Origin of the sequence: Streptococcus oralis (assembly GCF_026782085.1) — a bacterium.
Classification (GTDB): Bacteria; Bacillota; Bacilli; order Lactobacillales; family Streptococcaceae; genus Streptococcus; species Streptococcus oralis_DA.
In genome coordinates this window covers 878,176-903,202 of the sequence record NZ_JAKUVW010000004.1, presented here as the reverse complement: position 1 = coordinate 903,202, position 25,027 = coordinate 878,176, and the positions used below count along the sequence as shown (strand labels likewise).

Annotated in this window: 16 protein-coding genes; 13 read left to right on the top strand and 3 right to left on the bottom strand. The window is 45.7% G+C overall.

Annotation, left to right across the window (positions count from 1 at the left end):
* Positions 1 to 20 precede the first annotated feature (20 nt).
* From gatB to gatC, 3 genes are read right to left on the bottom strand one after another with little or no spacing between them, the layout of a single operon-like run.
* The gene (gene gatB / locus MK395_RS06575; protein WP_125413457.1) at positions 21 to 1,466 is read right to left on the bottom strand and encodes an Asp-tRNA(Asn)/Glu-tRNA(Gln) amidotransferase subunit GatB; all 1,446 of its coding nucleotides are present in this window, start codon (positions 1,464 to 1,466) and stop codon (positions 21 to 23) included.
* Entirely contained in the window at positions 1,466 to 2,932 is a 1,467-nt protein-coding gene (gene gatA, locus MK395_RS06570; RefSeq protein ID WP_268711534.1) for an Asp-tRNA(Asn)/Glu-tRNA(Gln) amidotransferase subunit GatA, read from the bottom strand. Before gatA ends, gatB begins: the two co-directional genes overlap by 1 nt.
* Positions 2,932 to 3,234: an Asp-tRNA(Asn)/Glu-tRNA(Gln) amidotransferase subunit GatC gene (gatC, locus tag MK395_RS06565; RefSeq protein ID WP_125840366.1), complete on the bottom strand. Its 303-nt coding sequence runs from the start codon at positions 3,232 to 3,234 to the stop codon at positions 2,932 to 2,934. The genes gatA and gatC overlap by 1 nt, the downstream gene beginning before the upstream one ends.
* A 165-nt stretch (positions 3,235 to 3,399) precedes the next feature.
* Here gatC and MK395_RS06560 point away from each other — a divergent pair, with 165 nt between their 5' ends.
* The 13 genes from MK395_RS06560 (at position 3,400) to asp4 (ending at position 25,026) form a co-directional block, all read left to right on the top strand.
* Positions 3,400 to 4,092, top strand: coding sequence for a YwaF family protein (locus tag MK395_RS06560; RefSeq protein ID WP_268711533.1), 693 nt, complete (start codon positions 3,400 to 3,402; stop codon positions 4,090 to 4,092).
* A 143-nt stretch (positions 4,093 to 4,235) separates the two neighbouring features.
* Positions 4,236 to 5,780 (top strand): peptide chain release factor 3, encoded by a 1,545-nt coding sequence (locus MK395_RS06555; RefSeq protein ID WP_125414003.1) that lies wholly within the window; start codon positions 4,236 to 4,238, stop codon positions 5,778 to 5,780.
* A gap of 675 nt (positions 5,781 to 6,455) precedes the next feature.
* A complete protein-coding gene (locus MK395_RS06550) occupies positions 6,456 to 12,092 on the top strand; it encodes an accessory Sec-dependent serine-rich glycoprotein adhesin (RefSeq protein ID WP_268711532.1) in 5,637 nt (1,878 codons plus the stop codon).
* A 219-nt stretch (positions 12,093 to 12,311) separates the two neighbouring features.
* A complete protein-coding gene (locus MK395_RS06545) occupies positions 12,312 to 13,538 on the top strand; it encodes a glycosyltransferase (RefSeq protein WP_268711531.1) in 1,227 nt (408 codons plus the stop codon).
* A gap of 15 nt (positions 13,539 to 13,553) precedes the next feature.
* A complete protein-coding gene (locus MK395_RS06540; RefSeq protein ID WP_268711530.1) occupies positions 13,554 to 14,783 on the top strand; it encodes a glycosyltransferase in 1,230 nt (409 codons plus the stop codon).
* A gap of 85 nt (positions 14,784 to 14,868) precedes the next feature.
* Positions 14,869 to 16,086 carry an accessory Sec system protein translocase subunit SecY2 gene (secY2, locus tag MK395_RS06535; protein ID WP_268711529.1) on the top strand — a complete coding sequence of 406 codons (1,218 nt, stop codon included), beginning with the start codon at positions 14,869 to 14,871 and terminating at the stop codon, positions 16,084 to 16,086.
* A 9-nt stretch (positions 16,087 to 16,095) separates the two neighbouring features.
* The gene (gene asp1, locus MK395_RS06530; RefSeq protein ID WP_268711528.1) at positions 16,096 to 17,676 is read left to right on the top strand and encodes an accessory Sec system protein Asp1; all 1,581 of its coding nucleotides are present in this window, start codon (positions 16,096 to 16,098) and stop codon (positions 17,674 to 17,676) included.
* Positions 17,660 to 19,189, top strand: a complete 1,530-nt coding sequence (gene asp2 / locus MK395_RS06525; RefSeq protein WP_268711527.1) for an accessory Sec system protein Asp2 — start codon at positions 17,660 to 17,662, stop codon at positions 19,187 to 19,189. The genes asp1 and asp2 overlap by 17 nt, the downstream gene beginning before the upstream one ends.
* The gene (gene asp3, locus MK395_RS06520) at positions 19,186 to 19,626 is read left to right on the top strand and encodes an accessory Sec system protein Asp3 (protein WP_268711526.1); all 441 of its coding nucleotides are present in this window, start codon (positions 19,186 to 19,188) and stop codon (positions 19,624 to 19,626) included. Before asp2 ends, asp3 begins: the two co-directional genes overlap by 4 nt.
* Complete coding sequence (secA2, locus tag MK395_RS06515) at positions 19,613 to 21,991, top strand: accessory Sec system translocase SecA2 (protein WP_412079846.1); 2,379 nt, start codon at positions 19,613 to 19,615, stop codon at positions 21,989 to 21,991. Before asp3 ends, secA2 begins: the two co-directional genes overlap by 14 nt.
* 12 nt (positions 21,992 to 22,003) lie before the next feature.
* Positions 22,004 to 23,524, top strand: coding sequence for an accessory Sec system glycosyltransferase GtfA (gene gtfA / locus MK395_RS06510; protein ID WP_268711524.1), 1,521 nt, complete (start codon positions 22,004 to 22,006; stop codon positions 23,522 to 23,524).
* Positions 23,508 to 24,854, top strand: a complete 1,347-nt coding sequence (gene gtfB / locus MK395_RS06505) for an accessory Sec system glycosylation chaperone GtfB (protein ID WP_268711523.1) — start codon at positions 23,508 to 23,510, stop codon at positions 24,852 to 24,854. The genes gtfA and gtfB overlap by 17 nt, the downstream gene beginning before the upstream one ends.
* Entirely contained in the window at positions 24,847 to 25,026 is a 180-nt protein-coding gene (asp4, locus tag MK395_RS06500; RefSeq protein WP_000161923.1) for an accessory Sec system protein Asp4, read from the top strand. The genes gtfB and asp4 overlap by 8 nt, the downstream gene beginning before the upstream one ends.
* Position 25,027 lies beyond the last annotated feature (1 nt).

Below are 25,027 nucleotides of genomic sequence, written 5' to 3'. Positions count from 1 at the left end.
AAAAGTGTATAAAGAGTAAATTACTCACTTTCTTTCAACTTGGCCAATTCCTGCGCAAGCAGTTTAAGGGCAACTTGTGGGTTGGCTTGGCCTTTAGTTGCCTTCATAAGGAATCCTGTGAAGGCCTTGTCTGCGTTGCGTTTGCCTGACTTGAAGTCGGCAACGGCAGCTTCGTTATCGGCAAAGACTTGATGGATGATTGGAATCAAGATGTCTGGATCAGAGATTTGCACCAAGCCTGCTTTTTCCACGTATTCACGCGCGCCACCGCCATTTTTAGCCAGGTGGACAAAGACTTTCTTGGCAATCTTAGAAGAGATCGTGCCGTCTTCGATGATGGAAATCATTTCTACCAAGTTTTCTGGTGTTAATTCGATTTGTTCCAGTGTTTTACCTTCGGCGTTCAAGAACTGAGCGACTTCACCTTGGAGCCAGTTAGAGACTTGTTTGGCATCGCCACCGAGGGCAACAGCTTTTTCAAAGAAGTCAGAAGTGACTTTGTTTGCCGTCAACTGGCTGGCATCGTAGTCTGACAAGCCAAGGTCAGATACGTAGCGCGCACGGCGTTCTTTTGGAAACTCTGGCAATTCTGTACGCATTTCCTCAATCCACTCATCTGAGATTTCAAAGAGTGGTAGGTCTGGTTCTGGGAAGTAGCGGTAGTCAGCAGCGCCTTCCTTAACACGCATGAGGATGGTTGCCTTGTTAGCTTCATCGTAACGGCGTGTTTCTTGGCGGATTTGACCACCTGAGCGAAGGATTTCAGCTTGGCGTTGGACTTCGTATTCAAGACCCTTACGAACGTTTGAGAAGGAGTTGAGGTTCTTCAACTCAGTCTTGGTACCGAATTTTTCTTGACCATAAGGACGAAGGGAAATGTTGGCATCCACACGCATCGAACCTTCTTCCATCTTAACGTCAGAAATTCCAGCATACTGGATAACTTCCTTAAGAGCTGTCAGGTAAGCGTAGGCTTCTTCTGGGGAACGCATGTCGGCTTCAGATACAATCTCAATCAATGGTACTCCTTGGCGGTTGAGGTCTACATAGGAGTAGCCATCTGTACCGTGGGTGTTTTTACCAGCATCTTCTTCCAAGTGAGCGCGCTCGATACCAATTTTCTTAGTCGTACCGTCTTCTAGCTCCACTTCAATCCAGCCGTTGTAGCCGATTGGCTCATCAAACTGAGAAATTTGGTAGGCTTTTGGATTATCAGGGTAGAAGTAGTTCTTGCGGTCGAAGTGCATCTTTTTGTGGATGTCCATGTTGAGGGCAAGAGCGGCCTTGATACCAGCATCGACAACACCTTTATTGAGAACCGGAAGTACTCCTGGGAAAGACCAGTCAATCACGTTGGTGTTGGCATTTTGGTCATTTCCAAAGTGGGCAGAAGTAGGTGAGAAGATTTTTGAATTGGTGTTGAGCTCTACGTGGACTTCAAGTCCAATGACTGTTTCAAAGTTCATTAGTTGTCACCTCCAAAAATCACGGGTTGTTGTTTGTGGTAGTCTGTTGTTGCTTCAAAGGCAGCAGCAGCTCGGTAAATGGTCTCTTCTGAGTATTTAGGACCAATCAATTGCAGACCGACAGGTAGACCTTGAGAGAATCCAGCAGGAATTGAAATTCCTGGGAGACCTGCTAAGTTGACTGGGATGGTCAAAAGGTCAGCCAAGTACATGGCAACTGGGTCGTGGTTGAGTGAGTCCAAATCATAGGCAACACTTGGAGCAGTTGGTCCCAAAATCAAGTCGTAATCCGCAAAGACTTTTTCGAAATCTTGGATGATGAGGGTACGGACCTGACCAGCTTTCTTATAGTAGGCATCATAGTAACCTGATGAAAGGCTGAAAGTACCTAGCATGATACGGCGTTTTACCTCTTCACCGAAACCTTGGCTACGGCTGTTTACATAGATTTCATCAAGGTTGCTTGCATCTTCTGCGCGGTAGCCATAACGGATACCGTCAAAGCGTTGCAAGTTTGATGAGGCTTCTGATGAAGCGATGATGTAGTAAACGGCAACACCGTATTTAGAGTGAGGAAGGCTGACTTCTTCGACGATGGCACCAAGTTTTTCAAAGTGTTTAGCGGCATTCAGAATGGTTTCCTTAACCTCTGGGTCAATCCCTTCACCAAGGTATTCCTTAGGCAAAGCAATTTTCATTCCCTTGATGTCTTGGCCGATTTTTGAAGTAAAGTCAGCGATGCGGATAGGAGCAGAGGTAGAGTCTTTGGCGTCTTCGCTAGCAATCGCATTGAGCAAGAGGGCATTTTCTTTAACAGTTGGTGCAAAAGGTCCAATCTGGTCTAATGAGCTACCAAAGGCAATGAGACCGAAACGAGAAACGGTTCCGTAGGTTGGCTTGAGACCAACGATCCCGTTGAAGGCAGCAGGTTGGCGGATGGAACCACCAGTATCAGAACCAAGTGACAAGCGGACTTGCCCAGAAGCTACAGCTGCGGCAGAACCGCTTGATGAACCACCAGGAACCTTGCTGTGGTCCCAAGCATTTTTAGTGGCACCGTAGTAAGAAGTTTCACCTGATCCACCCATGGCAAACTCGTCCATGTTGGTTTTTCCGACAACAATCATACCCTTGGCTTTGGCATTGGCAACAGCTGTCGCATCAAAGATAGGCTCGTAGTTGTAGAGCATTTTTGAGGCAGCAGTTGTGAGGATGCCGTCAGTAGAAATATTATCCTTAACAGCCAGTGGAATTCCTGAAAGGACATTATCCGCGTCAATTCCAGCTTCATCAATGGCTTTAGCTTGAGCAAGGGCTTGTTCTTCAGCGATAGTGACAAAAGCATTGATAGCTTTCTCGCGAGACTTGATATCTTCAAGCGTGGCTTGGGTCAATTCAGTAGCTGAAATCTCCTTAGATACAAGGAGGTTGTGCAAGTCTTCAATCGTTTTGTTATTAAAAGTCATTAGGCATCTCCTCCATCATCTAGGATAGCTGGTACCTTGATATAGTAGTTTTCTTTTTCAGGTACGTTTTTAAACAAGCGGTCACGGTCTGTTCCTTCTTCGGCCACATCAGGGCGGAGTACGGTCTTGCGGTCAGCCATGGTCGTAGTAGGTGCGACACCAGTTGTGTCGACTTCGCCTAACAATTCAACCATGTCAACAATCTTAGACAAGGTTGTCGCAAAGGCAGCAGTTTCTTCTTCAGAGAATCTTAATTTTGAAAGATCGGCAACGTGTGTTACCTCTTCTTGCGTAATTTTCATCTTGCATCCTTTCGTGAAATGATGATTTTTAGTCTGTTCTATTTTACCATATTTTCCTATAAATAAGGGAGCCAAACTGAAAAGAAATAGAAATTGAAAAATCGCTTTTAATTCGCTATAATGGTTAAACTAGAGAATAGAAAAAATAAGAGTTAGGATAGAAATATGTTCCATCAATTTATCACCAGATCTCAAACGGTTCCTCCTCCCATTTCGCTCTTTTGGTATGGGATTATGATGCTTACTTTAGTGCTTTGTATTTATGGAGCACTTGCTTATCATAATAATCCGAAATTTGTTCGCTTGTTTAAGGGGATTCAGATCCTCCAGTTGCTAGCCCTATATAGCTGGTATGTTGGTTTTGGGATTCCCTTTTCTAACAGCCTTCCTTTTTATCATTGTCGTTTGGCTATGTTTGCGGTGGTTTTCTTGCCCGATAAATGGCGGAGCAAGCAGTATTTTGCTCTTTTAGGAGCTAGTGGAGCGGTATTTGCTTTGGTTTACCCAGTTTTTGATCCCTATGATTTCCCCCATATCACCAGTTTTTCATTTTTGATTGGGCACTATGCCCTTCTAGTGAATTCCTTGGTTTACTTGATGAATCACTATGACAAGACCTTGCTCAAGAAATATATGATTGTAGCCTATACCTTTATTCTCAATCTCTTTCTAGTTGGGGTTAATCAGGTGACGGGTGGAAATTATGGTTTGTTAAACAAGACACCTTTTATTCCGGATGCACCCCTGTGGTTAAAATACCTTCTCGTGTCCGTCATCCTTTCGCTGGCTCTGGTTCTCTTTGATATCTTGTTCAAGAAACGGTGGAAAAAGAGAAATCAGGTGCAATCTTTACTCTAGCTCGCCTTTTCATCGGATGAGCAATTGAAAAACTCCCCCAAATCCGCTATAATGGAGAGTTGAAAGGAATGGTAAAATCCAATGTAAACATCATTCTTAGCTACTGAAACAACTAAAAATAGAACATCAAAGAAAGAGAACTTATGACTATTCAAGAAGAAATTAAGAAACGTCGTACTTTTGCTATCATCTCCCACCCGGACGCGGGTAAGACAACCATCACTGAGCAGTTGCTCTACTTTGGGGGTGAGATTCGTGAGGCTGGTACGGTAAAAGGGAAGAAAACAGGGACTTTTGCCAAGTCTGACTGGATGGATATTGAGAAACAACGTGGGATTTCGGTCACGTCATCTGTTATGCAATTTGACTATGATGGTAAGCGCGTGAACATCCTCGACACACCAGGGCACGAGGACTTCTCAGAAGATACTTATCGTACCTTGATGGCGGTGGATGCTGCCGTCATGGTCGTCGACTCTGCCAAGGGTATCGAGGCCCAAACCAAGAAATTGTTTGAGGTTGTCAAGCACCGTGGCATTCCAGTCTTTACCTTTATGAACAAGCTGGACCGTGACGGTCGTGAGCCACTGGATCTCTTGCAAGAACTAGAAGAAGTCCTAGGTATTGCGAGCTATCCTATGAACTGGCCAATCGGGATGGGGAAAGCCTTCGAAGGCTTGTACGACCTCTATAACCAACGTTTGGAACTTTATAAAGGGGATGAGCGTTTTGCTAGTCTGGAAGATGGGGACAAGCTCTTTGGCAGCAATCCTTTCTACGCTCAGGTTAAGGACGATATCGAACTGTTGCAAGAAGCAGGAAATGAATTTTCAGAAGAAGCTATTCTTGCAGGAGAACTGACTCCAGTCTTCTTTGGTTCAGCCCTCACTAACTTTGGGGTGCAGACCTTCCTTGAGACCTTCCTTAAGTTTGCTCCAGAACCACATGGCCACAAGAAAACAGATGGCGAAATTGTGGATCCTTATGACACGGATTTCTCAGGATTTGTCTTTAAAATCCAAGCCAACATGGACCCTCGTCACCGTGACCGCATTGCCTTTGTCCGTATCGTATCAGGTGAGTTTGAGCGAGGGATGAGTGTCAATCTGCCTCGTACTGGGAAGACTGCCAAGCTTTCTAATGTCACCCAGTTTATGGCAGAAAGTCGTGAGAATGTGACCAATGCCGTAGCAGGTGATATCATCGGGGTTTACGATACCGGTACTTATCAGGTTGGAGACACCTTGACGGTTGGAAAAAACAAGTTTGAATTTGAACCACTGCCAACCTTTACCCCTGAGATTTTCATGAAAGTTTCTGCTAAGAACGTCATGAAGCAAAAATCCTTCCATAAGGGGATTGAGCAATTGGTGCAAGAGGGAGCCATTCAGCTTTACAAGAATTACCAAACAGGTGAGTATATGCTAGGTGCTGTTGGTCAACTTCAATTTGAAGTATTTAAGCACCGTATGGAAGGCGAGTACAATGCGGAAGTGGTCATGAGCCCAATGGGTAAAAAGACCGTTCGTTGGATCAAGCCTGAGGACTTGGATGAACGGATGTCATCAAGCCGAAATATCTTGGCTAAAGACCGTTTTGACCAACCTGTCTTCCTCTTTGAAAATGACTTTGCTCTTCGCTGGTTTGCGGACAAGTATCCAGACGTAGAGTTGGAGGAGAAGATGTAACTCAGCACCAACAATTGGAACTAAAGTTCCTAATTGTTGGACGCTAGTCGCTATTTGGCGAACTAGCTAACTGCCTTACTAACTACGTTTGGCAAATAGAATCGATTTGCCAAACTCCGTGTCGTAGTGTAAAATCGGCTTACCTAAACGCTTCACTAGGAAAAATCCACGAATATTATCGATTCGTGGATTTTTCCGTCGTAACCACGTTTTACAAATGAAATCGATTTGTAAAACTCAGTGTCGTAGATTACGGCTATTAATTAGTATGGAATTTTTTGTTGGAAAGGATAGAAAGTTGCCTCGGCTACCGGCCTTATTAATTCATTTGTGAAACTGCCTATAAATACTCTACTTCTAAAAGTCTGTGGATGCTATTGATTCATGGGCTTTTTCTATATTTTGAATAAAAATTAATTCCCTGCTTAATTGGAATTATGTGCTCAAATTTTAAAGTATATAGAAATGGTTAAAAAATAATTAAAATATATTAACAGAATAATAAAATGAAGATTATATTGAAAAAACAGAATAGATTTGAAATCAAGTTATTTTTGAAATCATTTTCTTTCTTTGGGATATATTATAGATATTGAATTGTCGGTATATTTGGTATATAATAAAAAGATAGTATTTTATAGGTGAATAGATCTTTTTCAAGTTGAGGGGATGAACATGTTTTTTAGACGCCAGAAGGGTGAATATAGAGAAACAGACCGTGTGACACGGTACAAATTAATCAAATCAGGGAAGCATTGGCTACGGGCCTCGACTTCCCTTTTTGGCTTATTTAAGGTGATGCGTGGAAGCGCGGATACGAGCCAAGTAAAGACAGAAATGGTTGAAAAGCAAGAAGGTCAGAAGTTGACGGGCTTGGATGTCTTGAAAGGGATAGCAGCTACGGGGACGATCTTAGGTGGTTTTGCTGCGACGCAAACGCGTGTTTATGCCAATGATGCAGTCGCTGTTGAAAAGACTGTCGAATCAAAAGATAACTTGGCGACGAGAGATTCAGTAGTACTGGGGACGACTCAGGATCATCAAGATACTGCTAGCTTGTCTCTGTCTACCAGTCAAAGCCAGTCATTGTCAGAATTAAATTCGCAGAGCGCCAGTCAATCTGCCTCTACGAGTCAGTCCATCAGTGCCTCAAGCTCTTCTAGTATGAGCCAGTCGATGAGCCAATCTGCTTCTACTAGTCAATCTTTGGCAAACAGTCAAAGTGTAACTGCTAGTTCAAGTGAATCCCTTGGAACACAAAATCAAGCGAATAGTAATCTGTCAGAGAGAGCTTCAGTTGGTGTTCAAAGTCAGTACCAAGCAAGTGAGCCAGCTCGGGAGACAGTGAAAGAATCACAACCTTCAAAAGAATTAAAAGCAGTTGATTTTTCTACAGAATCCTTGCCTCAAAGTGAGTCTGGTCTTGTAAAGAATGAAGATGTGACGGCTGAATCAGGTCTCACAATGACTTCCGTTGCCATGACGGAAAAACAAAATGAAGAAAAACGGAAGAAATTAGAGGCCTTGTCTGCTGAGATTGGGCAGTTTCTAGCTCAAGCGCAGGGACTTCCGAACTCGGATGAGGCGATCACGAAGGCTAGTCTAACGAAGAATGAGATAGCAGAAGCCTTGAAAGGTGAGGCTTCTGACCTTGCCACTATCCTACAAAAAGCTACAGAAGCTCGAAACAGTATTGCAAATGCTGTATTACGTGCCAACTCTGGACTTCGTGACAGCAGAAATGGACAAGCTTTGACCCAAGCTTCAAATACCGCTAGCTTCAGATCTGCTAGGGATACTGAGAAGCCAGAACTTCAGAAAATAACCGTTACAGGTGGCGCAGTTCTAGAAGGGCAAAAATTTAAAATTTATCGAGAAGAAAATTTTTCTGGGACCATTGAGTTTACTGATAACAGTGGTCGAATTGAACATGCAAAATTTGTTCCTACTGCTGTTCCCGCGGCCTATCCGGCTACTTCAACCGTTGTCTCATTCACTACGAGTAATGGTCAAAGTATCAGCATGATTGTTCCGACAAATAAACTAGCCAAAGATGGAAATGCTACAGCATCAAATCCTTTCACCGTTTCAATCACGGGTTCTGTTGGAAAAAATCAAGCAGTAAATAGTTTGTGGACTCGTTATGTTTTCACCTATGATCAGGAAGGTAATTTTAGCGGAAATACTACTGACGTAGGTCTTGTAAAAGATTTAACAGCCAACCCTGCCGCAATTCAATTTGAAGTCCATGCTCAGTCTGAAAAGTACGAACCAGCTATCAATGCTGAGGTGAATCGAAACTTTACTCTAACTGCCAATTCAGGGACTGTTTCTGTTGGTGAAGCCAGTCAGTACATCACGAATGCTACAGGGACGCCAGAATTACCTACTACAGGAATTACTAAGGGAACTAGAACAACCTATACTTGGAAATCTGGAACCAATACGAATTTGTCTGCTGGTCGGCATACTTTGACAGCGGTGGTAACTTATCCAGATGGAAGTACGGATGAAATTGACGTGAGCTTTAATGTGCGCCCTCAGACGCCAAGGATAGAGAATCAATATCTTAACGAAAAAGGTGGGCTCTCAAATCAAGCGATTACGGTAGATGGGGTTGCTCCAGGTGGGACAGTTACTTTAACAATTGCAGGTGAAACATTTACCAAACAGGCAACGGGGAGTTCTACCAGTGTAACCTTTACTGCAACTGACTTGAAGAAAGTATATGATCGCAATGGAGGACGACTTCCTAGTGGACCAGTGACTGCAAGTACGACAGTGGATGGTTTGGTTTCAGATACATTTAATGGACAAATCACGCCAAATCAAGCGTCAATTTCAGTAAGTAATAGCCAGTCTGCTTCAGCGAGTTCGAGTCAATCTGCATCTGCAAGTGCTAGTCAGTCAGCGTCTGTAAGCTCCAGCCAATCCGCTTCAGCGAGCGCGAGCCAATCTGTATCGGTGAGTTCAAGTCAATCCGCATCCGTGAGCGCTAGTCAGTCAGTATCGGTAAGTGCGAGCCAATCAGCCTCAGCAAGTGCTAGCCAGTCCGCATCTGTAAGTTCAAGTGAGTCAGCTTCATTGAGTGCCAGCCAATCCGCTTCAGCAAGCTCAAGTCAGTCTGCATCAGTAAGTTCGAGTCAGTCCGCATCAGTGAGTGCCAGCCAATCTGCATCAGTAAGCTCCAGCCAATCCGCCTCAGCGAGCTCGAGCCGATCCGCATCAGTGAGTGCCAGCCAATCAGCATCGGTAAGCTCGAGTCAATCCGCCTCAGCGAGCGCCAGCCAGTCTGCCTCAGTAAGTTCGAGTCAGTCCGCTTCAGCGAGCTCGAGCCAATCCGCTTCAGTGAGCGCAAGTGAATCTGCATCAGTGAGCTCGAGTCAGTCCGCCTCAGTGAGCGCAAGTGAATCTGCATCAGTGAGCTCAAGCCGATCTGCATCAGTAAGTGCCAGTCAATCCGCTTCAGCCAGCGCCAGCCAATCCGCCTCAGCGAGCTCAAGCCAATCTGCATCATTGAGTGCAAGTGAGTCAGCATCAGCGAGCGCAAGTGAATCGGCTTCCGTAAGCTCGAGTCAATCCGCCTCAGCGAGCTCGAGCCAGTCTGCCTCAGTAAGTTCGAGTCAGTCCGCTTCAGTGAGCTCGAGTCAATCAGCCTCAGTCAGCTCAAGTCAATCCGCTTCAGCAAGTGCCAGCCAATCCGCTTCAGTAAGCTCGAGTCAATCCGCTTCAGCGAGCGCGAGCCAATCTGTATCGGTGAGCTCAAGTCAATCGGCTTCAGTGAGTGCGAGCCAGTCAGCGTCAGTGAGCGCAAGTCAATCCGCTTCATTGAGTGCTAGTCAGTCAGCTTCAGTAAGTGCCAGCCAGTCAGCGTCCGTAAGCTCAAGCCAATCAGCATCTGCAAGTGCCAGTCAATCCGCCTCAGCCAGCTCAAGCCAGTCTGCATCAGTAAGCTCGAGTCAGTCCGTGTCAGCGAGCGCAAGTGAGTCAGCATCTGCAAGCTCGAGTCAGTCAGCTTCAGCCAGCGCTAGCCAATCCGCTTCAGTGAGTGCCAGCCAATCCGCTTCAGTAAGCTTGAGTCAATCTGCTTCGGCAAGTTCGAGCCAGTCAGCCTCAGTAAGTTCGAGTGAGTCAGCATCAGTAAGTTCGAGTCAGTCCGCATCAGTGAGTGCCAGCCAATCCGCTTCAGCGAGCGCAAGTGAATCGGCCTCAGCCAGCGCTAGCCAGTCAGCATCAGTAAGTGCTAGTCAATCTGCGTCGGCAAGTTCGAGTCAGTCAGCCTCAGTAAGCTCGAGCCAATCCGCTTCAGCGAGCGCTAGTCAGTCAGCCTCAGTAAGCTCGAGTCAATCCGCTTCGGCAAGCTCAAGTGAATCAGCCTCAGTAAGCTCGAGTCAGTCAGTTTCAGTGAGTGCTAGTCAATCGGCATCGGCAAGTGCAAGTCAGTCCGCCTCAGTCAGCTCAAGCCAGTCAGTATCAGTCAGCTCGAGCGAATCGGCTTCAGTAAGTGCTAGTCAATCGGCTTCATTGAGCGCAAGCCAATCCGCTTCAGCAAGCGCAAGCCAATCCGCATCATTGAGTGCAAGTGAGTCAGCATCAGTAAGCGCTAGTCAGTCTGCATCGGCAAGCTCGAGTCAATCAGCCTCAGTAAGTGCTAGTCAATCGGCATCGGCAAGTGCAAGTCAGTCCGCCTCAGTCAGCTCAAGCCAGTCAGCATCAGTCAGCTCGAGCGAATCGGCTTCAGTAAGTTCGAGCCAATCGGCTTCATTGAGCGCTAGCCAGTCCGCTTCAGCCAGCGCAAGTGAATCAGCTTCAGCAAGTTCGAGTCAGTCAGTTTCAGTGAGTGCTAGTCAATCGGCTTCATTGAGTGCTAGTCAATCGGCATCGGCAAGTGCAAGTCAGTCCGCCTCAGTCAGCTCAAGCCAGTCAGTATCAGTCAGCTCGAGCGAATCGGCTTCAGTAAGTGCTAGTCAATCGGCTTCATTGAGCGCTAGCCAATCCGCTTCAGCAAGCGCAAGTCAATCAGCATCATTGAGCGCAAGTGAGTCAGCATCTGTAAGTTCGAGCCAGTCCGCTTCATTGAGCGCCAGTCAGTCTGTATCTGCCAGCGCAAGTGAGTCAGCATCGGCAAGTGCAAGTGAATCGGCGTCAGTAAGTTCAAGTGAGTCAGCATCGGCAAGTGTCAGTCAGTCCGCCTCAGCCAGCGCAAGTGAGTCAGCATCGGCAAGTGCAAGTGAATCTGCGTCAGTAAGTTCAAGTGAGTCAGCATCGGCAAGTGCCAGTCAGTCAGCCTCAGTCAGCGCAAGTGAATCTGCATCGGTCAGCGCCAGCCAATCTGTATCTGCAAGAGCAAGTGAGTCAGCGTCTGTAAGCTCCAGCCAATCCGCTTCAGCCAGCGCTAGCCAGTCCGTTTCATTGAGCGCCAGTCAATCCGTTTCATTGAGTGCAAGTCAGTCTGCATCAGTCAGCTCCAGCGAATCGGCATCAGTCAGCTCAAGCCAGTCAGCCTCAGCGAGCGCTAGTCAGTCTGCTTCAGCGAGCACAAGCCAGTCAGCATCGGTAAGTGCCAGCGAATCAGCTTCAACGAGCGCAAGTGAGTCAGCATCAGTCAGCGCGAGCCAGTCAGCCTCAGTAAGTTCGAGTCAGTCTGTCTCAGCAAGTGCTAGCCAGTCAGCCTCAGTCAGCACAAGCGAAACTGCATCAGCCAGCTCCAGTCAATCCGAGTCAGTGAGCGCTAGCCAGTCAGCTTCCGTAAGCTTCAGCCAATCCGCTTCTGTAAGTGCGAGTGAGTCAGCGTCAGTCAGCACAACTGAGTCTGTATCGGCAAGCTCGAGTCAATCTGCTTCAACAAGTACTTCAACAAGTACTTCAACTTCTGCAAGTATGCTAGCAGCCGAGTTAGCATTGGAAAGTGCCTCGATCTCAGCAAGTACATCAGTGAGCGAATCTATTTCAACGAGCGCATCACTCTCAGCTAGCATGTTAGCCAGTGAATCGACTCTAGAAAGTGCTTCGATTTCAGCAAGTATGTCAGTGAGCGAGTCAACGTCGATTAGCACTAGTCTCTCGACTTCAGATTCTATTAGTAGTTCTGCATCAGCAAGTACTCTGACATCTACTTTAACAAGCACCTCTCTCTCAATGGCAAACATTGCAAGCCAAGGTCAATCCGCTTCAAGCAAGCCGAAACAAGCCTTGCCAAATACAGGAGCGTCGACTTCGGTAGCATCTGCTTTGTTGGGAGCATTGACAGCTGTGACAGGTATCGGTCTTCTTGCCAAGAAGAGTCAGAATGACGATCAAGAAAGTCATTGATAAGATATAAAAATCAATGAATAAATAGTAAAATGGAAAACCTTTGAAAACATGATTTTTCAAAGGTTTTTTCTGTATGTGAGAAGGGGAAAATCCTCTTTTGAGTTTGAAATAAACTAGGGGAAAAGGTATAATAGGAAGGTGAGATAATCATCGAAAAAATCAGAACTATAGTAGTAGAAAAGTAGCCAAAAGAATGTGAAAAGAAAAGGAGACGAAATGAAAAAAGAGCTTCAAAAAGCCATTGTACTCGGTGGTGATAATGCTTATATGGACAAGATTGAAACAACAATCAAGTCAATCTGTGCCCATAACCGAGCAGTGACTTTTTATGTTTTCAATGATGATTTGCCATCAGAATGGTTTCAGCTCATGGAGAGACGTTTAGAACCTCTAGCCTCAAAAATCGTCAATGTCAAGATTAGTCATCAAGGTTTGAAAGAGTATAGTTTGCCACTAGCCCACCTAAGTTATGCAACTTTCTTTCGTTATTTTATTCCTCAGTTTGTTAGCGAAGACCTAGCCTTGTACCTGGATTCGGATATCATCGTTAGATCAGACCTGGATCAACTCTTTTTAGAAGACATGGAGGACTGGCCAGTAGCTGCTGTAGCAGATGCTCTAGTTCCTAGCACTTTTAATGCAGGTGTCTTACTGATTAATGTGGCTCTCTGGCGCCAAGAAAAGGTGACGGAGCACTTGTTGAGTTTGACAGACCAACTGCATGACCAAGTTTTTGGTGATCAGGGTGTGTTAAATCACCTGTTTGAAGGTCGTTGGAAACCTTTGCCAGCTACCTATAATTTTATGGTTGGTATGGATACAGTGGCTCGAAATTACCAGATGGATTCTTGGTATAGGGATTCTCTTGCTACTGAGAAGACAGCCAAGATTATCCATTATACAGGGGACAAGCCTTGGTACCAAATCAACCTCAACCGTTTCAGGGAGGACTGGTGGTTTTACTACGGACTAGAGTGGTCTGATATTGTCATGAAAAAATGTGATTTCCATAAAGGATTGGCATCTTTAGTTAAGGCTCCCCAGTATGCGACCGCTATTTTTACCAATACGTGTCACATAGAGCAAATCGAACACCTGATCCAAGAACTGCCAGATGTTGAGTTCTCTATCCTAGCTCATACCAATTTTGCGCCGGAAATCATGAACTTGCAATCGCATCTGAATGTACGCCTCTATCCTTACTTTAATCCAATGAATGTCAAAAAAGTCTTGGAAAAGATTGACTTTTACTTAGATATCAATCATGAGGATGAAATTGCAAACATTATCCAAGAGGTGCAGCAAAGAGAAATCCCTATATTTGCTTTTGAGACCACTAGTCATGACTCGAGTGGTTACAGTCATGTTTACTCACCAGCAGCCGTAGGTCAAATGATCGAGTCTATCCGCACGCTTTTGGAATCACAGAAGCAGTCGTTGTGAACTGAAGGAAACTAAATGAAAAAAACAATTGTTCTCGCAGGAGATTATGCCTATATCCGCCAGATTGAAACAGCGCTCAAGTCTCTCTGCTATCATAATAGCCATGTCAAGGTCTATATCTTTAACCAGGATATTCCCCAAGAATGGTTCCGCGCTCTCAGACCGATAGTAGAGCAAATGGGTGGTGAGTTGGTGGATGTCAAGATGCTTGGTGCCCAGTTTCAGATGAACTGGAGTAACAAATTGCCCCATATCAACCACATGACCTTTGCCCGTTACTTTATCCCTGATTTTGTTGAAGAGGACAAGGTACTTTACTTGGACAGCGATCTGGTAGTGACGGCTGATTTGACGTCCCTCTTTGAAATGGACTTGGGTGAAAACTACCTGGCTGCCACACCATCTTGTTTTGGAGTTGGGGTTGGCTTTAATGCAGGTGTACTCTTGATTAATAACAAAAAATGGCGAGCAGAAGCTGTGAGACAAGAGCTAGTTGAGTTGACGGAGCGGGAACACCAACATGTGAGTGAGGGAGACCAGTCCATTCTCAATATGCTCTTTCATGATAGCTATGCTCCTCTAGATCAGAACTATAATTTCCAGATTGGTTTTGACAGTGGGGCTGCCTCACATGGACATGAATTTATCTTCCAGATTCCCCTAGAGCCCTTGCCAGCCATCTTGCACTTCCTATCCCAAGACAAACCTTGGAATACTCATTCGGTTGGGCGTTTGCGTGAGGTTTGGTGGCACTATCATCTGATGGAGTGGTCTGCCATTACTGAAAAATGGCGTCAGGCTGGAATTGACTATTCAGTTACAGTCTACCAGCCAGCTATGACTTGTCTTAATTTGACCAATTCCTGGCATCTTGAGAAAATCGACTATCTGGTTCAAGCCTTGCCAGAGGTGCATTTCTACATCGCAGCCTATACGACAATGGCGCCGGAACTCATGCTCTTGTCACGTTTTGAAAATGTTACCCTCTATCCCAATACCTTTCCTCTCTTGGTTGAGAAACTGATCCAGAAGACAGATGTCTACCTTGATATTAACCACGATGACAAGTTGAGTGTTGTTTATGACTATGTTTCACGCTTTGATAAACCAATCTTGAGTTTTGAGAATACCCAGTCCCAGGAACTACCTAAAAGTGCCTATGCAGGTGTTTTCTCAGCAGAAAAACCGGAAGAAATGGTAGCAGCTCTGACAGCTTATCTGGACGAGAAAGCTCACGAAAACTGAGATATAGATTTGAAAATTCTAAAATGGAAGGACAAGATTGGTCCCATGTGACAGGACAGAAAGATAAAATGAAAAGGAGGAGCTAGTGAAAGAATTTCGTTCATCGATAGCAGTAAAAAAAGGGATGCACACCCTGTTTTTGCTCTTTATTTATGTGCTCGGGAGTCGTCTGGCTCTTCCTTTTGTTGACCTCAATAGCCGGAATTTTCTCGGAGGAAGCGCAGCCTATCTGGACTTTTCAGTAGCCCTGACTGGTGGAAATCTTCGTAGCCTCTCTCTCTTTTCAATCGGACTTTCCCCTTGGATGTCAGCTATGATCTTGTGGCAGATGTTTTCCTTTTCAAAGAAACTGGGCTTAAACTCGGTTTCTTCGGAAGTCCAGGATAGACGGAAAATGTACTTGACGTTAGGGATTGCCTTGATTCAGGCCTTGGCCTTGACGACAAACCTCCCTGTCCAAGCCCCCTACAATCCCTTCTTGGTTTTTCTCCTCAATACCAGCCTTTTGGTTGCGGGGACCTTCTTCTTAGTTTGGCTGTCTGACATCAATGCGTCTATCGGAGTTGGAGGCCCAATCGTCATTTTATTGGCGAGTATGGTGGCTTCACTCCCTCAGGACATCATCCAATCGGTCCAAGTTCATAAGATCTCTCCTTGGCTGCTTTTCCTATTGGTAGTGCTTGGTGTCCTCTTTACCTATCTAGTTGTTCTCTTTTACCGAGCTAGATACCGCATTCCTATCAATAAAATCGGGCTTCATTCTCGCTTTAAACGCTATTCTTATCTGGAAATCATGCTCAATCCTGCAGGTGGCATGCCTTATATGTATGTGATGAGTCTCATGGGCTTGCCTTCCTATCTCTTGATCTTGCTTCAACATCTGGATAAGGGTAATCCTCTCTACCCTGCCATACTGGAGCAGTATGCGATGGGGAAACCCTTGTGGATCTATGCTTATATCCTTATCCTCTTTGTCTTTAGCATTGCCTTTGCCTTTGTCAATGTGAGTGGTCAACAAATCGCAGATCGGATGAAGCAATCAGGAGATTACATCTACGGAGTCTATCCCGGTGAGGATACTAGTCGCTTTATCAATCGCTTGGTTCTCCGATTTGCTCTGATAGGTGCAGTCTTTAACGTTATCTTGGCTGGACTTCCGATCTTGTTTGTCTTGAAGGATGAGAGTCTGTTCAAAGTCAGCATGATTCCCGGACTCTTTTTAATTTTGAGTGGCATGCTCTTTACGATTCACGACGAACTGCAGGCGCTCAGATTAAATGAAAGGTATCGGCCACTATTCTAGGAGGTTTTGATGTATTACTTTATCCCGGCTTGGTATGGCAAGGAGCGTCCCTGGCATGCTGATTTGACACCTTGGTATTTTTCTCATTTTAAGCTAGAATTTGATGACACCTTCAATCAGATTCGCTTGATGCAGCGCCAAGGGGTCCCTGCACAGGTCCTCCTTTTGTCCTATCAGCCTCATCTTCGCTATTTTCTCCATCGCCAAGGTATTTTAGAAGCACAAGTTTATTCCTTATTTGATGAATTGCAGGATTTTCATGAGATTCGACCGCAGGTCTTGCAGCTCAGAGATATTGAGTGGGAAGAGGACTGCGAGTTTGTTTACAGTCCCTTTACCATTTTAGTTTTGAGAAATGGAAAGCCCTATGCTCAGGTGGAGCATGGGATTGAAGGTTTTATCAGTACGATTCAGTATTTCAAGGAAGATGGGCTCTTGTCTGCTAATTACCTGATGGATGATCGGGGGCTGGTTTCCAGTGTGATTTACTACGAAGAGGGTCAGGCTCTCTACCAAGACTATCTCAATCCCAAGGGACTGTGGCAGTTTAGAGAGCACTTGCAAGATGGGGGGCGTATCGAAGTCAATCCTATCTTTGCTTTTCGATTCCAAAAAGAGGCTTACCGAGATATGGGAGAATTGATTGCGGAGTTTTTTGAGAAGAAAATAGCTCAACTCCCTGAGGAAGGAGCGACCTATTTTCTGCCTGCTTGTGATCAGCACAATGACTTCCTTTTAGAACGATTGCCTCACCAAACCACTAAGGTTCTCAGTCTTTTTATCGGACGAAATCCTCAAGAGCAATTACCTCAGTTGGCGAATTTGTTGTCTAAGGTGGACCTTGTTCTAGTCGACAGAGAGGACACCTTGCGCTTGGCTCAGTCTGCCTTTTCAGAACAAGCAACGAAGTTTCGTCATTTATCACCTTTTGATACCCGCTTGGAGCTAGGAAAGAGTCAGACTCGGAAGGAGTCAATCCTCTACTATCAACTGGACTTTGAGCAGGGGATAGAGGACCAAGCGCTCTATCAGGTCTTGCATTTCCTTTCTGAAAACAAGGATACGGAGTTGGTCTTTGGAGCCTTTGCTGCTAGTCAAGAAGAAATGAAACAGCTGGAAACACGTGTTTCTGAGATGGTTGCAGAGCAGTTTCAGGACCAGGAACTGGAAAAGGAAGTTGATTACCAAGGCGCTGAAAATCCGCTTGAGGACAATCGCCATCAGAGCAAGCGCTATTCGTTTGTCAATATGAAGGATGAATCGGAGTTAATCAAGCAGCTGGAATTTGTTCGTTTGATTGTCGATTTGAACAGTCAACCTCTTCTTTATACCCAGATAGCGGGGATTAGTGCTGGTATCCCTCAAATCAATAGGGTCAAAACTGAGTATGTCAGCCATCAGAAGAATGGCTATCTGTTGGAAAACACTGCTGATTTTGCGCAAGCTGCCCATTACTATCTCGATAGCCTGCAGGTGTGGAATGATGCTCTGATCCATTCCATTGAAAAGATAAAGGAACACACTGGCGAGCAATTCCTAATCAAGCTAGAAAAGTGGTTGGAGGAGGTGACTCATGGAAAAGAAATATAAGATCTTGCAAATCGGTCCAGAGGATTGGCGAGAGACACTTGCCCTACCAGCCCAACTAGACTGGTATCATGTTCCTCCTAACACACCGTCTGCCATCCAGAAAATTATGGATGAGAAAAATTTGGAGCACTTTCATGCTGTCATTCTTACGGATGGGGCTTATCTAGTAGATTTGTTGCCTTTTGCATCTAGCTTGGAACCCTATACGGTTTTCTATCCAGAACAGTTTGCAAGCCAGGATGAAGGTCTTCAAAATCTCATCAGACAGCACTGCATGCAAGCGATGGACCTGTCAGACCGACAGGGCTTTGTTCGAGACCTTTCCACCTCCCTCTTTGAAGGTGGTTATGGAGACAAGCTGAGTCCAGCTACGATACGGATTCACCCGAGTTTTCAAGGCTCTGTCTCCTATCAAGGATTTGAGCATCTGAAATTAGAAGGAGACTTTGGCAAGACCTATACCCAGCTAGCCTCTTGGGCCTATAATCAGACCGTCCAAGCCCATGCGCCAATCGAACTCTGGCTCGAATATGAAAAGAGTGGACCAGTGGAATTGCGCTTGCGTTTGCGAAAAATCCCAGCAGGATCCGTTTCAGAGATTAGACAGGACATTCTCCTTGAGGAAGCAGACTTTGCCTCAGCAATCATCGTGGAACAAGACTATGATGCTTATCTGAGCATTTCTCTTGAAGCGCGTGGCCAGGGAAAGGTCAACATCGGCAATCTCCACCAACGCTGGAGCCGGAAACAGTTTGGAAAGTTTGTTCTCGGAGGCAATATCCTGCATGACAAAAAACGTGAGGAAATCAACTATTTCTTTCACCCGGGGGATTTCAAGCCTCCTCTAGCAGTCTATTTCTCAGGTTACCGTCCGGCGGAAGGTTTTGAGGGTTACTGGATGATGAAGAATCTCAGATGCCCCTTTCTCCTCTTTTCGGACCCTCGATTAGAAGGAGGAGCCTTTTACCTAGGAACTGAGGAATTAGAAGATAAAATTCAAGCAACCATCCAACACTATCTAGACTACCTAGGCTTGGATAGAAGTGACTTGATCCTATCTGGCCTGTCAATGGGAACCTTCCCCGCCCTCTATTATGGCTCTCACTTTGAGCCCAAGGGAATCGTAGTCGGAAAACCCTTGACAAATCTAGGAACCATCGCACAGCGGGGACGGCTAGAGGCGCCAGGAGTCTTTCCAACTAGCTTTGATGTTTTGCACCTTCAGACAGGAGGAGTGAGCCAGAAGGACATGAAGGACTTGGATCAACGTTTTTGGACCCGATTTAAACAAGCTGATTTTTCCCAGACGACCTTTGGTCTTTCTTACATGAAGGACGAGGATATGGATAGTGGAGCCTATGACCAACTAGTGGAGACACTCTGTCAGACAGGAGCCAAGATCTTGTCGAAAGGGACAGCAGGTCGACACAATGATGACACAGGAACAAACGTTGCTTGGTTTATTCATTTTTATAAGATGATACTAGAAGAATACGGAAGAGGTGAGACATGATTATCATCAAGAGAGAGGATATTAGGTGGGGCGAGATGGGAGCCACTTATCTTTACGGTAGCCAGATCACCTATCATGCAGATGGTCATGTTACCCTGAAAAATCCTTTGCTGGCTTCAGGTGAAACCCTTAAAACCTGGTTTTCCAGTGTCAACTACCAGGCTACTAGAAACCAGCCCAGCCTCCCTCTTCTTAAGAAAAATCACACCTACCGTCTCTCTATGAAGATGCAGGTTCAACCGACCAATGGCCTCTATCTCAAACTGACCTTTTTAAACCGTTATGAGGAAATCATCGAGGAGAAGATTGAAAGACAATTTTCTTTTATCTTCACCTATCCTGAAGCGGCCTACACCTACCGCCTTTCCTTGATTAGTGCAGGTTTTGAGGCTCTTGACTTTGTTTCGTTTTCTATTGAGGAGGATGCTGGTGTTTAATCATTTGTATCAGGAAAGACAACTGAGAAAGGTCAAGAAGCTTGTAAGCCAAATCAACGCCCTCAAAGAAGAGATGGCAGCTCTCAGTGATGAGGAAATGGCTGCAAAGACAGAGGAGTTTCGCCAGCGCCTTGCCCAGGGAGAAACCTTAGATGAGCTATTGGTAGAAGCCTATGCCCTTGTTCGTGAGGCCGATAAACGGGTCTTGGGTCTCTTTCCCTATGATGTGCAAGTCATGGGAGCCATCGTGATCCACCAAGGAAATGTGGCTGAGATGAATACGGGTGAGGGCAAGACCTTGACTGCAACCATGCCCCTCTACCTCAATGCCCTAACGGGAAAAGGCAGCATGCTGGTCACGACCAATGACTATCTGGCTAGACGGGATGCAAGCGAAATGGGCCCAGTCTACCAATTTTTAGGTCTAACTGTCGGTCTGCCCTTTTCAGAGGATCCAAAAGAGGACTTGACTGCCGAAGAGAAAAGAACGATCTACACCTCGGACATTGTCTACACGACCAATAGTGTACTAGGATTTGACTATCTCAATGACAATCTTGCCTCCACTAGTGAAGGAAAGTTCCTGCCTCCCTTTAACTATGTCATCATTGATGAAATCGATGACATTCTACTCGATAGTGCCCAAACTCCCTTGATTATCGCAGGCTCTCCCCGTGTCCAGTCTAACTATTATGGGATGATTGATACCCTAGTGACGACCTTGGTTGAAGGAGAAGACTACATCTACAAGGAAGAAAAAGAGCAGGTTTGGTTGACCCGAAAGGGGGCCCATACGGTTGAAGCTTTCTTAGGAATTGATCATCTCTACAAGGAAGAGTACGCCAGTTATGTTCGACATCTGGTCTATGCTCTCAGGGCCCATACGCTCTTTACCAAGGACAAGGACTATCTGGTTCGAGGTCAAGAAATGGTCTTGTTAGACAAGGGAACAGGGCGTTTGATGGAAATGACCAAGCTTCAAGGCGGTCTCCATCAAGCCATCGAAGCCAAGGAACATGTGAAGCTTTCTCCTGAAACTAGAGCCATGGCTTCAATCACCTACCAGAGTCTCTTTAAGATGTTTCGAAAAATCTCAGGTATGACAGGAACGGGAAAGGTGGCAGAGAAAGAATTTTTCGAAACCTATAATATGTCTGTCATTCGCATTCCGACCAATCGCCCACTTAGGAGAATGGACCATCCGGACAATCTCTATGTGACCCTCCCTGAGAAAGTGTATGCCTCTCTGGAAGCAATCAAGACCTATCACGCCAAAGGCAATCCGCTACTGATCTTTGTCGGATCTGTTGAAATGTCCCAGCTTTACTCGTCCTTGCTCTTGCGAGAGGGGATTTCCCACAATGTCCTCAATGCCAATCATGCGGCGCGTGAAGCCCAGATCGTCGCAGAGTCTGGACAGATGGGGGCAGTGACCGTTGCGACTTCTATGGCCGGTCGCGGGACAGATATCAAACTCGGTCCAGGTGTTGCAGAATTGGGCGGTTTGATTGTGATCGGTACCGAGCGGATGGAGAGCCGACGAATTGACCTGCAAATCAGAGGTCGTTCTGGCCGCCAGGGCGATCCAGGCATGTCTCAATTTTTCGTATCGCTTGAAGATGATGTAATCAAAAAGTTCGGGCCGTCTTGGGTTCACGACCTGTATCAAGACTACCAAGTGGAAGATAGTACCAACCCTATTCTACTCAAGGCTCGCAAGTACCGCAATCTCGTCAGAAAAGCTCAAGAGGCTAGTGATAGTGCCAGTCGCTCAGCGCGCAGACAAACCTTAGAGTATGCGGAAAGCGTCAATATCCAGCGTCAGATGGTCTACCAAGAAAGAGATCGTTTGCTGGATGGGAGCCGTGATTTAGAGCATATCCTTGAGGACATACTGGCAGACTATACCAAACAAATCTCAGAAAAAGCCTATAGCAGCCCCCAAGAACTCTTTCACTTCATCGTGACCAATATTAGCTTTGGGATGAGAGAATTACCAGCTGATTTGGATTTAGCTGATGCAGATCAGATTCGGGAGTTACTAGAGGAAATAATAACCAAGGGAATCGCAGCTAAAAAGGAAGTCCTCCAACCTCACCAGCTCTATGATTCTTTTCTGAGAATATCCATGCTCAAGGCGATTGATGACAACTGGGTTGAGCAAGTCGACTACCTGCAACAGCTCAGTCTAGCAATCGGGAGCCAGTCTGCTTCTCAAAAGAACCCTATCGTGGAGTACTATCAGGAGGCCTATGCAGGCTTTGAAATCATGAAGCAACAAATCCGTACAGATATGGTACGCAATCTTCTCATGGGGATTGTGGAAGTAACGCCCAAAGGTGAGATTCTCACCCATTTTCCATAAAAAGAGGATTATATGACAATTTACAATATAAATCTAGGAATCGGTTGGGCGAGCAGTGGTGTCGAGTATGCCCAGGCCTACCGAGCAGGGATTTTTAGAAGTTTAGACCTAGCATCTAAGTTTATCTTTACCGACTTGATTTTAGCAGACAATATCCAGCACTTAACGGCCAATATCGGCTTTGCGGATGGTCAGGTAATCTGGCTTTACAATCATTTTACAGATATCAAGTTAGCACCGACCAGTGTTACAGTTGACGAGGTCTTGGCCTCTTTTGGTGGCCTTGAGAGTCATAGGGAGCAGGATGGCAAAGTCTTGCGCGTCTACTTTTCTGACGAGGACAAGTTTGTGACCTGCTACTTAGTAGACTCGGCTAAGAATCTGGTGCAGCATGCAGAGTATGTATTTGGGGGGAACATGATTCGCAAGGATTATTTCTCCTACACACGCTACTGTACAGAATATTTCGCGCCCAAAGACCAGGTGGCTAGGCTCTATCAACGAACCTTTTTCAATGAAGATGGCAGCACTGCTTACGATATCTTGATGACTGAAGGACAGGAAGAGGTCTATCGATTTAAGGACCGGATTCTGTACGGAAAACCAGCCTTTATGCGCTATTTTATGCAAAGTTTGAACTTGAGCAAGTCTGATTTGGTCATCTTGGACAGGGAAACAGGGATTGGTCAGGCTGTTTTTGAAGAAGCACAAAAGGCCCATCTAGCAGTTGTCGTTCATGCAGAGCACTATAGTGAAAATGCTAGTAACGAAGACTATCTCCTCTGGAACAACTACTATGAGTATCAATTTACAAATGCGGACAAGGTCGATTGCTTTATCGTGTCTACGGATCGGCAGAAGGAAGTTCTCGAAGGTCAATTTGCCCAGTACAGTCAGCATTGTCCACGAATCGTCACGATTCCAGTTGGGAGCATTGATCAGCTGACGGAGCCTGCTAGGGAACGCAAGCCCTTTTCTCTCATTACTGCTTCGCGTCTGGCCAAGGAAAAACACATCGATTGGCTCGTCAAGGCGGTTATCCAAGCGCATCAAGTCCTCCCTGAGCTTACCTTTGACATTTATGGCAGTGGGGGTGAGGAATCCCTTTTAAGGGAAATCATCACGGCTCACCAAGCGGAGAACTATATCCAGCTCAAGGGGCATGCAGATCTAGCTCAGATTTATCCCCAGTATGAGGTCTATCTGACAGCCTCAACCAGTGAAGGCTTTGGTCTGACCTTGATGGAGGCAGTTGGTTCAGGCTTGCCCCTGATTGGTTTTGATGTACCCTATGGCAACCAGACCTTTATCCAGGACGGTCAAAATGGTTACTTGATCCCAAGTTCGGATGACCATGTAGAAACGGCGATTAAAAGGGCCTTTGCGGAAAAGATCTGCCAGCTCTATCAGGAAAATCATTTGCCAGCTATGCGAACAGCATCTTATGACCTAGCGAGAGAATTTTTAACAGACAAAGTAAGGGACAAGTGGAAGAAAACGATAGAGGAGGTCCTGCATGATTCAACTATTTGATCGATATGGCCAGGAAAGTCGAGATTTACATGAAAGTCTAGAAGCTGCTGGCCTGTCCCATGTCACGGTTGTGATCGAGCCAGATGGCTTTCTCCCAGATGGGATTCTTTCTCCCTTTACCTACTATCTAGGTTACGAGTCGGGAAAAGCTCTTTATTTCAACCAAGTAGCTGTACCTGAATTTTGGGAGATTGCGGGTAATAACCAGTTTGCGCATATCCTAGAGGATTCTCGGGAGAGGGGCGTGATTCACTATGTGGAGGCTCCTCAGGCCCGTCTGGTCAAGCAAGTCGACTGGAAGGACCTATCTGGTCGCATCTACCAAGCAGACCACTATAACCGATACGGAGCCTGCTTTGCCAAGACCACCTATAGTGCAGATGGACAGGCTATCCTGACCAAGTACCAGGATGCAAAGGGACAGGAAATTGTACTAGAAAACCATGTGACAGGCGATATCCTCCTAACCTTGCCCGGACAAGCCCTGCGCCATTTTAAAAATCGAGTAGAATTCACGATTTTCTTTTTGCAAGACTTAGGAATCGACACTCGCCACCTTCTCTTTAACACTCTCGCAACCTCTTTCTTGGTCTCATACCATTATCCAGACAAGAGTGGACGGGACACTTTAGTCTGGCAAGAACCGCTAGATGATTGTCTTCCTGGGAATATGCAGCTGCTCTTGGAGCAAGAGGAGCTGAGAGCCAAGCAGATCCTCATACCAGATAAGGCTACCTATGAAAAGGCCTTGGCCTTGACCAACCCAGCCTATCATGACAAGTTTTTCCATCTAGGTTATCATTATCAATTTAAGAGAGAAAATTTCGTTCGACCAGATGCCTTGATCGTTACCAACTCAGATCAGATCCAGCATATCGAAACTCTGATTGAGTCCTTGCCAATGGTGACCTTCCGAATCGCGGCAGTGACTGAAATGTCGTCCAAGTTGCTGACCTTGCTTTCCTATCCCAATGTCGTTCTCTATCAAAACGCTAGTCCGCAAAAGATTCGAGAACTCTACCAGCTGTCGGATCTCTATCTAGACATCAATTACGGAAACGAGCTTTTGGATGCTGTCCGTCAAGCCTTCGAGCACAACATGCTCATCCTAGCCTTTGACCAAACAGCTCATAACAGGCCTTACACAGCTCCAGAACACCTCTTTGATGTGCAGGCTGTTGGAGACATGATTGCGAAGATTCAAGAAGCTCTCAGCAGTCTTGACAAGATGGGCCGAGCCCTTGGACATCAAGGTCGTCATGCCAACTATGTGGACTTGGCTACTTACCAAGAGAGGATGGAAAGGATAATAGGGGAAGGACATGACTAAAAAAGATTTATTTTACAAGGATGTCGAAGGACGAATGGAAGAGTTAAAGCAAGGAGCGCTTAAGAAAGAAAAGCCTAGCCGAGGAGAAAAGATCAGTAAAACCTTCTCCATTTTACTCGGCTTGCTCATCCTTCTTACCCTGATCTTTACATTATTAGGAATCTTGAGGTGAA

Coding starts and splice junctions, on each gene's coding strand:
- gatB (WP_125413457.1), bottom strand. CDS start 1,466: ATGAACTTTGAAACAGTCATTGGACTTGAAGTCCACGTAGAGCTCAAC.
- gatA (WP_268711534.1), bottom strand. CDS start 2,932: ATGACTTTTAATAACAAAACGATTGAAGACTTGCACAACCTCCTTGTA.
- gatC (WP_125840366.1), bottom strand. CDS start 3,234: ATGAAAATTACGCAAGAAGAGGTAACACACGTTGCCGATCTTTCAAAA.
- MK395_RS06560 (WP_268711533.1), top strand. CDS start 3,400: ATGTTCCATCAATTTATCACCAGATCTCAAACGGTTCCTCCTCCCATT.
- MK395_RS06555 (WP_125414003.1), top strand. CDS start 4,236: ATGACTATTCAAGAAGAAATTAAGAAACGTCGTACTTTTGCTATCATC.
- MK395_RS06550 (WP_268711532.1), top strand. CDS start 6,456: ATGTTTTTTAGACGCCAGAAGGGTGAATATAGAGAAACAGACCGTGTG.
- MK395_RS06545 (WP_268711531.1), top strand. CDS start 12,312: ATGAAAAAAGAGCTTCAAAAAGCCATTGTACTCGGTGGTGATAATGCT.
- MK395_RS06540 (WP_268711530.1), top strand. CDS start 13,554: ATGAAAAAAACAATTGTTCTCGCAGGAGATTATGCCTATATCCGCCAG.
- asp1 (WP_268711528.1), top strand. CDS start 16,096: ATGTATTACTTTATCCCGGCTTGGTATGGCAAGGAGCGTCCCTGGCAT.
- asp2 (WP_268711527.1), top strand. CDS start 17,660: ATGGAAAAGAAATATAAGATCTTGCAAATCGGTCCAGAGGATTGGCGA.
- asp3 (WP_268711526.1), top strand. CDS start 19,186: ATGATTATCATCAAGAGAGAGGATATTAGGTGGGGCGAGATGGGAGCC.
- secA2 (WP_412079846.1), top strand. CDS start 19,613: ATGCTGGTGTTTAATCATTTGTATCAGGAAAGACAACTGAGAAAGGTC.
- gtfA (WP_268711524.1), top strand. CDS start 22,004: ATGACAATTTACAATATAAATCTAGGAATCGGTTGGGCGAGCAGTGGT.
- gtfB (WP_268711523.1), top strand. CDS start 23,508: ATGATTCAACTATTTGATCGATATGGCCAGGAAAGTCGAGATTTACAT.
- asp4 (WP_000161923.1), top strand. CDS start 24,847: ATGACTAAAAAAGATTTATTTTACAAGGATGTCGAAGGACGAATGGAA.